This is a genomic window from Xanthomonas arboricola (assembly GCF_002940665.1).
GTDB classification, from domain to species: domain Bacteria; phylum Pseudomonadota; class Gammaproteobacteria; order Xanthomonadales; family Xanthomonadaceae; genus Xanthomonas; species Xanthomonas arboricola_B.
In genome coordinates this window covers 1461478-1474316 of record NZ_MIGY01000001.1, presented here as the reverse complement: position 1 = coordinate 1474316, position 12839 = coordinate 1461478, and the positions used below count along the sequence as shown (strand labels likewise).

The window sequence follows — 12839 nt, the reverse complement described above, 5'->3', positions numbered from 1 at the left end:
ATTCGCACCGCGTCCGCCCTCCGTCGCCCGCTGTTGCGAATCCCCAATCCCAACTCCCGAATCCCAGCCCTATGAGCCGCAAGCAAGCCTTCCAATTCCTCGACCTGCCCCGGACCATGCCCACGCGCATTCCGGTGGAGCTGCGTACGTCCGGTGACTGGGGCGAGTTGTACGGCAAATTCGACAAGGCCGACGCGCAGTACCAGTCCGGCCGTTGCCTGGACTGCGGCAACCCGTACTGCAGCTGGAAATGCCCGGTGCACAACGCGATCCCGCAGTGGCTGCAGCTGGTGCAGGAAAACCGCATCGAAGAAGCCGCCGCACTGTGCCATTCCACCAATCCGCTGCCGGAAGTATGCGGGCGGGTGTGTCCGCAGGACCGCCTGTGCGAGGGCAGCTGCACGCTGGAGGAATTCGGCGCGGTCACCATCGGCGCGGTGGAAAAATACATCGTCGATACCGCCTTCAAGATGGGCTGGCGCCCGGACCTGGGCAACGTGCAGCCGAGCGGCTGGCGGGTGGCGGTGATCGGCGCCGGCCCGGCCGGCCTGTCCTGCGCGGACCGGTTGGTGCGTGCAGGCATCGAGACGGTGGTCTACGACCGCTACGAGCAGATCGGCGGCCTGCTGCAGTTCGGCATTCCCAGCTTCAAGCTGGACAAGTCGGTGATCGGCAAGCGCCGCGAGATCCTGGAAGGCATGGGCGTGCAGTTCCGCCTGGGCGTGGAGATCGGCAAGGACGTCAGCATCGAGCAGTTGCTGGGCGAGTTCGATGCGGTGTTCCTGGGCACCGGTGCCTACCGCTACACCGATGGCGGGCTGCCCGGGCAGGACCTGAAGAACGTGCTGCCGGCGCTGCCGTTCCTGGTGCAGAACAGCCGCATCGTCAGCGGCAACGACCCGCACGGCCGGCCGATCGCCGGCTGGGAAGACCAGATGGCGCTGCCCGATCTCAACGGCAAGCGCGTGGTGGTGCTGGGCGGCGGCGACACCGGCATGGACTGCGTGCGCAGCGCGATCCGCCTGGGCGCGGCCAAGGTCACCTGCGCGTACCGGCGCGACGAGGCCAGCATGCCGGGCTCGGCACGCGAGGTCGCCAACGCGCGCGAGGAAGGCGTGCGCTTCTTGTTCAACCGTCAGCCGCTGTCGATCGAATCCGGCGCCGACGACGAGGCGATCGGCGTGACCGTGATGGAAACCCGGCTCGGCGAACCCGATGCCAGCGGGCGTCGCAACGCGGTACCGGTGGAAGGTAGCGAATCGCTGCTGGAAGCGGACGTGGTGATCATCGCGTTCGGCTTCTCGCCGACCCTGCCCGACTGGCTGGCATCGCAGGGCGTGCAAGCCGGCAGCAACGGCCGCATCGTCGCACCGGCCGACGATAACGGCCGCCTGCCCTACCAGACCAGCAACCCACGCCTGTTCGCCGGTGGCGACTGCGTGCGCGGCGCCGACCTGGTGGTCACCGCCGTGGCCGAAGGCCGCGATGCAGCCGGCAGTATCGTGCAGCTGCTCGGCGTCAAGGCGCAGGTCAAGGAACCGGCCGCGGCCTGAGTGCGGACCAGCGCGTGGGCTCGGGCCCACCGCTGGCTGCGTCCTCGCGTGCGCGCAATCCGCACGCTGCATGGGCGACCAGGCCGCATGACGCTGCCCGATGCAGCGCATCCACCGCGCGGAAAACGCCCGCGCGGGCGACGAAGAACCCTCGCCTGGCTCAAGTCCCTGGGCTCCACCTGCCTGCCACGCAGGCCAGACGCCTTTCGGTGCGAAGGCAACATCGCAGCCGCAAGCCGTGTCTTATCCGACCCGGAACGCGCGACGAGACACGCACGCTTGCGCCGCGATCGGCACCGCCCCGAGCATGCACTGCGCCTGACAATGTCAGCAAACACAAGCGCCTATCCGCCATGCGAGCCCGCTGTACGCACGCTCGAGTCTGCAATCGGCGTGCAGGCAGGGCTGCATCGATCTGCAGCCTCAACGATTGCACCTGCCTGCAAAGTGTGATTTAAGTCACATATCGACTGTCGCTGTCTAACGCGATCCCGCCGCATCACCACCGATGCGCAGGACGCCCTGCGCCGAACCGAATGTACTCGGCAGCGATGGAAATCGGTCCGTCCCGGGTGCGCGCAACGCCGCGGACTCCCTAGACCTCATTCACCTGTCGCCGCGCCACGCGGCGGCGAAGCCGTGGGCCTTACCAAGGAAGCAACCTCATGACACAGCAACTCACTACCGGCCAACACGGACGCGACGACTGGGTGGACTGGCTCCGCGGTGCCAGCGTGTTGATGGTGATCGTGCTGCATGCCTATGGCTTCGCCTTCGATGCCTATCCGGAACTGCGCGGCGGCGCCGCTGAAGAAAGCAGCGCACTGATGCTGTCGATCGAACGCCTCAATCGCTCGCTGGCGCCGCTGCGCATGCAACTGATGTTCCTGCTCTCGGGCCTGTTCGTGGCGCGCGGGCTGGACAAGGGCATCGCGCCCTACCTCGGCGGCAAGCTGCGGCATGTGCTGTATCCCTACCTGCTCTGGTCGGTGCTGATCTTCGCCCTGCGCGAGGCAGGCTCGGTGCTGGCCAAGGCCGAACCGATCGCCTGGCTGGATCTGGGCAAGATCGCGGTCGGCAACGTGGCGCTGACCTGGTTCCTGTTCTACCTGTTCGTGTTTCTGGTGCTGATGCCGTTGCTGCGCCGGCTGCCGGCGCCGTTGGTCCTGGCTGCCACCGTGCTGGGCTCGGTCTGCCTGGGTCCGCTGCTGCGTCAGGGCGCCGATCCGTTCTATTACTTTGCGTTCTTCTACCTCGGCACGCTGCTGGCCGGCCGGGTGCCGGCGCTGCTACGGCAGGCGCCGCGCTGGATGTGGCCGCTGTCGTGCCTGAGCCTGTGCGCCATCGTGCTGATCGCCAATCTCACCACGCTGCACAGCATCTGGATCGGCTACCTGCCGCTGGTGCTGATCGCGCTGCCACTGCTGATCGCCGTGGCGACGTGGGCGAACCGGCAGCCGGCCGCGCAGGCGGTCCGCTATGTGGGCCGCAATTCGGTGGTGTTCTATCTGAGCCACTTTCCGCCGTTCATCGTGCTGGCTTACCTGCTGCCGCGCTGGATCGATGAGGGGACGGTACTGTTCTTCGCCTTGTTGGGCATCGGCGTGCTGGTGCCGGCCGTGCTGTGCCTGCTGCGCGCACCGGGCCGCCTGCCCGCGCTGAACCTGCTGTTCTCCGCACCGATGCCGGTGCGTCGTCCGCGCAGTACATTGCCCGTGGTCGGCAAGCTGCACGCCTCCCCGGTGTCCGCGTAGCGGGCCATCCATGCAGGCCGTGCCGCTCCGCTGCTGATCCGACATATACGACTGACGTCGTGCAGTAACACCACCATGCACTGCCGTTCGAAAACCCAGGCGATGCATTCCATGCGGCATCGCCTGGGCCGACCGCAGTACAGGCGATCGGCCTGCAGCCCTGTGGCAGGGCTGCAGGCCAGGCCATCAGGCCGCCTTGTCCAGCGTGGCCATGTCGATCACGAAGCGGTACTTCACATCGCTATTGAGCATGCGTTCGTAGGCCTCGTTGATCTGGTCGGCGCGGATGGTTTCGATGTCCGAGACGATGTTGTGCTTGGCACAGAAATCCAGCATTTCCTGGGTCTGGCGGATACCGCCGATCAACGAACCGGCCAGGGTGCGGCGCTTCATTACCAGATTGAACACGCTCGGCGAAGGATGCGATTCCTCAGGCACGCCCACCAGCACCATCGCGCCGTCGCGCTTGAGCGCATTGAGGAACGGGTCCAGGTTGTGGGGCGCGGCGACGGTGTTGAGGATGAAGTCCAGCGTGTTGGTCTGCGCGGCCATCTGCGCCTCGTCCCTGGACACCACCACTTCGCTCGCGCCCAGGCGCAGCGCATCGGCGCGCTTGCTCTCGGAGGTGGTGAACAGCACGACCGTGGCGCCCATCGCCTTGGCGATCTTCACCGCCATGTGGCCCAGACCGCCCAGACCGACCACGCCCACCTTCTGACCGGGACCGACCTTCCAGTGCGCCAGCGGCGAATAGGTGGTGATGCCAGCGCACAGCAGCGGGGCGACTGCAGCCAGGTTGTCGCTGTGCGAGATGCGCAGCACGTACTTCTGGTCGACCACGATGTGGTCCGAATAGCCACCGTAGGTATTCTCGCCGCCACCGAACATCGGGCCGTTATAGGTACCGGTGAAGCCCTGCTCGCAATACTGTTCTTCGCCTTCCTGGCAGGACGCGCAGCTGCGGCAGCTGTCGACCATGCAGCCGACACCGGCCAAATCGCCGACCTTGAAGCCGGCGACCGCATCGCCGACTGCGGTGACGCGGCCGACGATCTCGTGGCCGGGCACCGACGGGTAGCGCGTGCTGTGCCATTCGTTGCGTGCGGTATGCAGATCCGAGTGACACACGCCGCAGTAAGCGATATCGATCTGCACATCGTTGGGGCCTGGGGCGCGTCGTTCGAACACGAACGGTGCAAGCGGTTGATCGGCGGTTTGGGCGGCGTAGGCGTGGGCTTGGCTCATGGGGAGACTCCAGGAAGTGACATCCCCCGCGACAGTGCGGAAGACTAAACAATAAGTGGCTCTAGCTTAAGACAGGCGCCTGTCGCGCTCCTGCGACAGTGCATCTTGCCTGTCGGGTTGCGGACGTGACCAAAGCGGCATGGTGCGCCCTGCAGGTGTTTGCGCACGATCAAATCCGCGTTCGCCGGCGTGAATGGCGCGCTAACGCGAGAGCTTCTACGCTGATCCACCACCGTCCTGCCCTGCACCATCCCTGCTGGCCGTGCCCTCCCCCTGCGGCCGCCTACGTCGATGCCGAAGGAGGCTTCCATGTTCCGCTCTCCCCCCCATGTCACATCCCTGCGGAGTGCTGCACTCGCACTGGTCTTGCTGGCTGCAATGCCGCTGACGCACGCCAAGGAGCCTGCCCGCCCTGGAAAGGAGTCCAGTGGCCTGAAGTATGTCGGCGTCAATCTGTCCGGCGCCGAATTCAACTCGCGCAAGAAACCCGGCACCCTGTTCAAGGACTACACCTACCCGGCCGCGTCTGATTTCAGTTACTTCGCCGGCAAGGGCATGAATACGATTCGCCTGCCGTTCCTGTGGGAGCGCCTGCAGCCACAGCTCAGCGGCGATCTGGATCCGGCGCAATTGGCGTTGCTGAAAAAGTCGGTGGCTGCGGCCAAGGCCAACAAGCAGTACCTGATCCTGGATGTGCACAACTACGCCAAGTACAACGGCAAGCGCATCGGCAGCAGCGAGGTGCCCACGGCCGCGGTGGCGGATCTGTGGCGCCGGCTGGCGCTCGAATTCAAGGACGACAGGTCGGTGATCTTCGGGCTGATGAATGAGCCCAACGGCATTTCCGCCACCGATTGGGCAAGCGCCGCGCAAGGCGCGATCAACGCGATCCGCAAGACCGGCGCCAGGAACCTGATTCTGGTGCCGGGCACCGCCTACAGTGGCGCGCACAGCTGGCGCAGTTCCAACTATGGCGTCTCCAACGCCAAGGCCTTGGAGATTCTCAAGGACCCGGGCAACAATCTGGCCTTCGAGGCGCATCAGTATCTGGACAACGATTACAGCGGCACCAAGCCGGTGTGCACCAGCGCCACGGTTGGCGAAGAAAAGCTGCGCGGCTTTACCGCGTGGCTGCGCGAGAACAAGCAAAAGGGCTTTCTGGGCGAGTTCGGCACCGCCAACAATCCGGTCTGCGACCAGGCGCTGGAAGGCATGCTGAGCTATATCGAAAACAATAGCGACGTGTGGCTGGGTTGGACCTGGTGGGCCGCTGGCGCATGGTGGAAGCCGGAGTACTTCTTCACCGTCCAGCCGGGCAAGGACGGCAGCGACAAGCCGCAGATGGCGATTCTGAGCAAGTACGCCCGCCGCGCGACCAAGTAATCCGCACGGGCGAATCGATTACGGTGGGCGCAGCTAGTGCTGCGGCCACCGTTTTTTTCGCTCCATCCTCCCTGTCCTGCAACGTCTCAGCAATGACATCGGCCAACGATTGCAGACAGCGCAACCGCAATCCCATCTGCCTGTCGCAGACGTATTGGCCGCCCGCTGCCGGAAAGCATGACGCAGCCCACAACCATCGCGTACCGCATATGCAAACGCCGAAGTTCCGCAATCACACCAGGTGACGTTTGCATGCGCGGGCGCGGTGATACGGCAACACAGTTGCGACTGCGCATGCGGCGGGTTGCGTTCTGACCAGTGCCCTGCGCAGGGCAGCGCATCGCAGTTCCGATGCCCATCGCTGCCGAGTACGCGACGCCATCGACCTGCAGCGTTGCGGTCGCACGACAGCATTCTCCAGGGATGCCGGCCCCCGATATGCCCGCAGCGATCCGGCGCAGATGACGGCCGACACGCAACGCGAGTGACCGCACGGTGTTGCTTCACCACAACCATGCCTGCGCATGTTCGGCAATAACTGCGAAGTCGTTCACAGCTCGGATTAAGTGATATCTCGCATTCGTAGTTTGAATGTTCAGATGCGATTAGGGTGAACGCAATGCAGTGTCGTCATGCACGTGGCATGTCCACGCCAGGGCAATGCATCTCCCCCGCGACTGTTTCAGGAGTCACCCAATGATGCCCTCCCCCACTCCGGCGCGCCGGCTGTCCAGCCGTGCGTTGTCATTGCTGCTGCTTGTCATAGTGCTGCTTGCAGGCGTGCCGTTCGCACATGCACAGAACCGCCTGAAGTATGCAGGGGTCAATCTTTCCGGTGCCGAAATCAAATCCTCGCAAAAGCCCGGGGTGCTCAACGTCGACTACCTATATCCGGCCGCCAGCGATTATCGCTACTTTGCCGGCAAAAACATGAACATCGTTCGGCTGCCCATCCTGTGGGAACGCCTGCAGCCCAAGGCCGGCGGCGAGCTGGATGCAGCGCAGCTGGCGCTGATCCGCCAGGCCGTGCTCAACGCCAAGGCCGCCAAGGTCTACCTGATCCTGGATATCCATAACTATGCCAGGTATTACGGCAACAAGATCGGCAGCGCGCGCGTGCCGATCAGCACCTTCAACGATCTGTGGCGACGCCTGGCAATCGCCTTCAAGAACGACAACAGCGTGATCTTCGGGCTGATGAACGAGCCTTACGACATCAATCCGCAATCCTGGGCCAACGCGGCGCAGGCCTCGATCGACACCATCCGCAAAACCGGCGCCAACAATCTGATCCTGGTGCCCGGTGCGCTATGGAGTGGCGCACACAGCTGGTACTCCACCGTTGCCGGCCAATCCAACGCAGTGGCGCTGGCCTCCATTCGCGACCCGCTCAATCGCTACGCCATCGAAGTGCATCAATACCTGGATACGGACTCCAGCGGCACCAGCGCCGGGTGTGTCAGCAGCACTGTCGGTGCCGAGCGCCTGCGCAGCTTTACCCAATGGCTGCGCATCAATCACAAGCAGGGATTTCTCGGCGAGTTCGGCACCGGCAACAACGCCACCTGCAACAGCGCACTCAACGGCATGCTGGGGTATCTGGAGACCAACCGCGACGTGTGGCTGGGCTGGACCTGGTGGGCCGCCGGCGCGTGGTGGAACCGTACCTACCCCTTCAACGTGCATCCCGATGCGCAGGGCCGCGACAAGCCGCAGATGTCGATCCTGAGCGCGCGCGCAAAACGCATCACCCACTAGTCGAAGCACGCCGCGAGCGAGGGTCACCCCGTCGCACGCGGCGCAGCAGGCACCCGGCATCGGCATGCACGCGCAGGGCGTGCCAATGCCAGGCAGCAACCGTGCCCGGCCGCGGTGAGCACAGTCCTTCCGCAATAAAACGCCAGCACACGGCGCGCGCTAGCGCTCGCCATGTGTGCGCGCGCAACAGCGCTGCCGCGTCAGTGAACCGACGTCGCAGCGTTGACGGCGAGCGCATCCATTCGCCGATTTTTCGACAGCGCCATGCATGCGATGGCGGTGCCGACAAGCGTGCGCGACCGCTTTTCAACGCGGCGCGTTACAGCGTGCTGTTCCAGAACGTGACCCCTGCGGTAAGTGACTGCGACCCAGCCAACACATTTAATTCACACGCGATGTGGTGGGCAATTAGGCACGGCAGATGCATTGGTCACGACAGGTGTGGCGCACCTCGCGCAGATCGCACGCAACCCGCTGCGACACACCATCCCCGTCGTCTAAGGAGTTGTTTTATGTCTGCTGTCTCTCAAACGCTGCGCACCATTTTCCGCTGCGCCCTGCTCTGCGTCCTGTTCGGCACATTCGCACCCGTTTACGCACAAACCCGCGCACTGAAATATGCCGGCGTCAATTTATCCGGCGCCGAATTTGCATCGTCCAAGAAACCCGGTGTCCTCAATAAGGACTATATGTATGCCCCGGCCAGCGATTACACCTATTTCGCCGGCGTTGGCATGAATACGATCCGCCTGCCGGTGCTGTGGGAACGCCTGCAGCCGAGTGCACGCGGCGAACTGGATCCGACCCAACTGGCTCTGGTAAAGCAAGCCGTGGCACGCGCCAAGGCATCGGGCATGTACCTGGTGCTGGACATCCACAATTACGGCAAATACTACGGCTACAAGATCGGCGGCGACCAGGTGTCGAACGCCACATTCGCCGACCTGTGGCGCCGCCTTGCGCTGGTATTTCCCAGCGACAACGCCGTGATCTTCGGGCTGATGAATGAGCCCAACGGCGTATCGGCCAGCGGCTGGGCAGCCACTGCACAGGCAGGCATCGATGCGATTCGCGCCACCGGTGCGAACAATCTGATCCTGGTGCCGGGCGCATTGTGGACCGGTGCGCACAGCTGGTATTCGCCCACCAACGATGGTTACTCCAACGCAACCGCATTGGTCTCGATCTACGATCCGCTCAATCGCTACGCGTTCGAGGTGCATCAGTACCTGGACGCCGACTCCAGCGGCACCACCAATGTCTGCGTCAGTGCCACCATCGGTGTCGAGCGCCTGCGCAGCTTCACCGAGTGGTTGCGCACCAACCACAAGCGCGGATTCCTGGGCGAATTCGGCACCGGCAACAACCCGGTCTGCAATGAAGCGCTGCGCGGCATGCTCCGCTATATCGATGCCAATGCAGATGTCTGGACGGGCTGGACGTGGTGGGCTGCCGGCTCGTGGTGGAATGTCAGTTACGAGTACAGCGTGCATCCCAACAAGGACGGCACCGACAGGCCGCAGATGTCCATCCTCTCGCCCCAGGCCGTTCGCGCCACACGCGCCATTCCGTAAGGTGAGGAAGAGGGGTGTAGGTCAATCTCGAGCCGCCGCGAGGCGGCTCGCTTTTTTTGCGTCCTTCGCACGGATCGCATGTCGTCGGACAGTGCGAATGATGCGGTAGCGGTAGCGCAGCGTGCCACTGCGCAACGCCCTCTTACGAACGTGCGTACCACCGCATGCAGCGCGGGCGCATCATCACCAAAGCTTGAGCTCACTGAACTTTCGCAACGCGTTTGAAGTGGCTTTCACCTGACAGCGATAAAGCCGCGTCCAGCATGGGCGCACTTCACTGCAGGAGCATCACATGGCATATCGACTGATGAAGACCGCGCTGATCGGCGCACTGGCAGTGGCGGCGCAGGGCGCATTTGCGCAAGCGGCCGCCGACAAGCCGGCCAAGGCACTGACCTCCAGCGAGGTCACCAGCATGCTGACCGGCAAGGGCTACACCAAGGTGCACGACGTCAAGTTCGAGCATGGCGTGTGGACCGCTGACGCGCGTAGCGGCGACGGCAAGGACGTGGACGTCCGCATTGATCCGGTCACCGGCCGCGTCTATGGCGACCAGACCACCTCCAAGCTGAGCGAGGCCGATATCCGCGCCGCGCTGTCGACCGGCGGCTATTCCAACGTGCACGACCTCAAGTTCGAAGACGGCTTGTGGAACGCCGATGCCGAGCGTGGCGGGCAGAAGGTGGAGCTGCATGTCGATCCGGAAGACGGGCACGTGGTCAGCGTGGACAACGATTGACCGGGACGCCCGAAGCCGGTGGCGTAGATGATGCCGCTGGCTTGATGGCAGCGCGTGGCCGGCAGCACGGCTAAAGGCATCGCGTAGTGCATCGATGCACTATTCATCGCAGCGCTATCGCGACCGTGCTGCATCGGCAACAAGCGTGATCTGGTCCGCAACCGTCATGACCAAGACGCACCCGACGCAAAGGGCCTCCACTAGGAGGCCCTTTGCGTTTTTGATCGATACGCGTCTGATCGATGCGCGACGCATTGCCGCTGCCCTTGCAGACCGCATCACCCCGCCATGCACCGGCTGCATGACGCGTGCCGTCCCGGCACCGGTCAACGCGTCGGTGCTGCCTTTTTGCCCTCTTCGCCGGCGTCTTTTCCGGTATCGGGCGCCTCGCCCGTAGCGGGCTTGCCGGCCATCATGCGATCGCGCGCCGCCTTGAACGGGTTGCCGGCATACCAATTGGGCCAGCGCTGCCCGGCGGCCACCTCCTTGCCCACGCCATACACCGCCTGCAGGTCTTCGATGGTGCCGTCGAGCTTCCAGCTGGCCGCATCGTACTCGTCGCCAGGGGCGTGATAGCGATTGCGCCCGTAGTCTTCGGCGGCCGCGCGCCCGGCCGCAGTACCGCCCTGGCGCAGGTCTTCGCCGCCATCGGCATACAGCGCCGGCACGCCGGCCTTGGCGAAGTTGAAGTGATCCGAGCGGAAATACGAGCCGCTTTGCGGCGTGGCTTCGGCGTGCAGGGTGCGGCCCTGCATCGCGGCGATCGGCTTGAGGATGTCCTCCAGCTCCGAACTGCCCATGCCCACCACGGTGACATCGCGTGCGCGCCCGGCCACCGACATCGCATCCAGGTTGATCACCGCCGCGATCTTGTCCAGCGGAAAGCTCGGGTTGGCCACGTAGTACTTGGAACCGAGCAGGCCGGACTCTTCCAGCGTCACCGCCACGAACACGACCGAACGCGCCGGCTTGGGATCCTGATGCGCGAACGCATCGGCGATCTCGAGAATGCCGGCCACGCCGGTTGCGTTGTCCACCGCGCCGTTATAGATGTTGTCGCCACTCTCGCCCGGATGCTTGCCCAGGTGATCCCAATGCGCCATATACAACACCGCTTCGTCGGCGTGGCTGGTGCCCGGCAGCACGCCGACGACGTTGCGCGAGGATTTCTCCGCGATCGTGCTCTTCAGGTCCACCGACCAGCTGGCCTGCAGCGGCACCGGCCTGAAGCCGCGCTTGCTGGCGTCCTTGTAGGCCTGCGCCAGATCCAGCCCGGCATTGGCGAACAACTGCTTGGCGGTCTCGGCGCTGATCCAGCCCTGCACCGGCAGGCGCGGATCGGGATCGTCCTTGGCCGGCAGGTCGTATTGCAGGCCAGCCCAGGAGTTCTTGACCACGTCCCAGCCATAGCTGGCACCCGGGGTGTCGTGCACGATCAGCGCAGCGGCCGCGCCCTTGCGGGCGGCTTCCTCGAACTTGTAGGTCCAGCGCCCGTAGTAGGTCATGCGCTTGCCGTCGAACAGCTTGGCATCGCCGGTGTGGAAGCCCGGGTCGTTGACGAACATCACCACCGTCTTGCCCTTCCAGTCCTGGCCGGCGTAATCGTTCCACTGTTGTTCGGGCGCATCCACGCCGTAGCCGACGAACACCAGCTCGCTGTTGTCCAGCTTGACCTCGGCCTGGCCGGTGCGGGTGCCGACCACGATGTCGGTGCCGAAGGCCAGGGTGCGGGTCTGTTCGCCGCTGCGCAGGGTCGGCGCGGTGGCCGCATCGGCGGTGGTTTCCACCATCGGCATGTCCTGGAACCAGCTGTCGCCGTTGCCCGGCTGCAGGCCGATGCGCTGCATCTGATCGCGGATATAGGTGACGGTCTTCTCTTCGCACGGCGTGCCAGGGCCGCGTCCTTCGAATTCGTCCGAGGCCAGCGTCCTGACCAGCTCGGCGAAGTCGCCGCCGGTCAGCTCCGGCGAGAAGGCGTGGCGACTGACCGGCGCGCTCGGCGCACTGTCGGCCGGCGCCTGCGCGGCGGGCACGCTCGGCGCATCGGCGGGTTCACGCTTGCAGCCGGCCAGGGCCAGCGTGGCGGCCAGGCACAACAGGATCTTGCGGGGCATCGGGACTCCTCGTGCGGCGAAGGTCCCCCGATTCTAGGCGCTGGCCCCGTGGTGAGCGCGTCAGTCCTTGGGCGCCACGTCGCTGTCGAAGCTGCGCGCGGTGGCGCCGGTGACGGCACCGATCTTCGCAGTGCGATGCACGTACAGGCTGACCTCGCGCTCGAACTCCAGCGGCCCTTCGACCACCGCATCCGGGCCGATCACCACACGCGGCTTGCGCGCAGGCTTGAACGAGAAGCTGAAGTTCGGCTTGGTGACCTCGATCCCGCCATGCACATGCGAGCGCACCCCGACGGTAATGTCGCCGTTGACGGTCTCGATGCCCTTACCGAGCTCGGTTTCCACCAGGCCGATACTGCCATTGACGGTTTCCACGCCGCCGCTGATGCGGCTGCCGCGTTCCACCAGCACGCTGCCGTTGACCGTCTCCAGCCCGCCGGACACCACCACCTTCTGGCCCAGCGTGATCGCGCCATTGACCGTGGAGACATCGCCGGTGCGGGCGTTGTCGCCGATCTGGATGCTGCCGTTGACCGTTTCCACCTTCCGGGTCTGCGCGCCGGCGCCGACCTCGATGGAGCCGTTGACGGTGTCCAGCCCGCCATAGACCTTGCCGGCCTCGGCGCTGATGCGGCCGTTGACCTTGCTGATGTCCTCGTCGGCCCAGGCGCTTGCGCAGACCAGGGAGAGTGCCAGAAGAAGATGCTGGGGCTTCATGC

At 64.7% G+C, this 12839-nt stretch carries 9 protein-coding genes; 6 read left to right on the top strand and 3 right to left on the bottom strand.

The genetic code is table 11. From position 1 onward, the window contains the following. The first annotated feature begins 71 nt into the window (after positions 1–71). Entirely contained in the window at positions 72–1553 is a 1482-nt protein-coding gene (locus XarjCFBP7645_RS06455; protein ID WP_104536619.1) for an FAD-dependent oxidoreductase, read from the top strand. 665 nt (positions 1554–2218) lie between these two features. Next, a complete protein-coding gene (locus XarjCFBP7645_RS06450; protein WP_104536618.1) occupies positions 2219–3307 on the top strand; it encodes an acyltransferase family protein in 1089 nt (362 codons plus the stop codon). Positions 3308–3493: 186 nt separating this feature from the next. Here the strand turns inward: XarjCFBP7645_RS06450 and XarjCFBP7645_RS06445 are convergent, their stop codons facing one another. Next, complete coding sequence (locus tag XarjCFBP7645_RS06445; RefSeq protein ID WP_104536617.1) at positions 3494–4552, bottom strand: NAD(P)-dependent alcohol dehydrogenase; 1059 nt, start codon at positions 4550–4552, stop codon at positions 3494–3496. Between the two features lie 309 nt (positions 4553–4861). On the opposite strand from XarjCFBP7645_RS06445, the gene XarjCFBP7645_RS06435 reads away from it, so the two are divergent. The 4 genes from XarjCFBP7645_RS06435 to XarjCFBP7645_RS06420 all read left to right on the top strand — a co-directional run bounded on the left by XarjCFBP7645_RS06435 (position 4862) and on the right by XarjCFBP7645_RS06420 (position 10006). Continuing rightward, positions 4862–5935 carry a glycoside hydrolase family 5 protein gene (locus XarjCFBP7645_RS06435; protein ID WP_104536615.1) on the top strand — a complete coding sequence of 358 codons (1074 nt, stop codon included), beginning with the start codon at positions 4862–4864 and terminating at the stop codon, positions 5933–5935. Between the two features lie 768 nt (positions 5936–6703). Beyond that, positions 6704–7693, top strand: a complete 990-nt coding sequence (locus XarjCFBP7645_RS06430) for a glycoside hydrolase family 5 protein (RefSeq protein ID WP_181126228.1) — start codon at positions 6704–6706, stop codon at positions 7691–7693. Positions 7694–8205: 512 nt separating this feature from the next. Further along, a complete protein-coding gene (locus XarjCFBP7645_RS06425; protein WP_104536613.1) occupies positions 8206–9267 on the top strand; it encodes a glycoside hydrolase family 5 protein in 1062 nt (353 codons plus the stop codon). A 292-nt stretch (positions 9268–9559) separates the two neighbouring features. Continuing rightward, entirely contained in the window at positions 9560–10006 is a 447-nt protein-coding gene (locus XarjCFBP7645_RS06420; RefSeq protein ID WP_104536612.1) for a PepSY domain-containing protein, read from the top strand. Between the two features lie 326 nt (positions 10007–10332). Here XarjCFBP7645_RS06420 and XarjCFBP7645_RS06415 read toward each other — a convergent pair whose 3' ends face one another. Both XarjCFBP7645_RS06415 and XarjCFBP7645_RS06410 read right to left on the bottom strand, forming a co-directional pair. Next, a complete protein-coding gene (locus tag XarjCFBP7645_RS06415; RefSeq protein WP_104536611.1) occupies positions 10333–12120 on the bottom strand; it encodes a M28 family metallopeptidase in 1788 nt (595 codons plus the stop codon). Between the two features lie 60 nt (positions 12121–12180). Beyond that, positions 12181–12837 carry a hypothetical protein gene (locus XarjCFBP7645_RS06410; protein WP_104536610.1) on the bottom strand — a complete coding sequence of 219 codons (657 nt, stop codon included), beginning with the start codon at positions 12835–12837 and terminating at the stop codon, positions 12181–12183. Between the last annotated feature and the right edge of the window lie 2 nt (positions 12838–12839).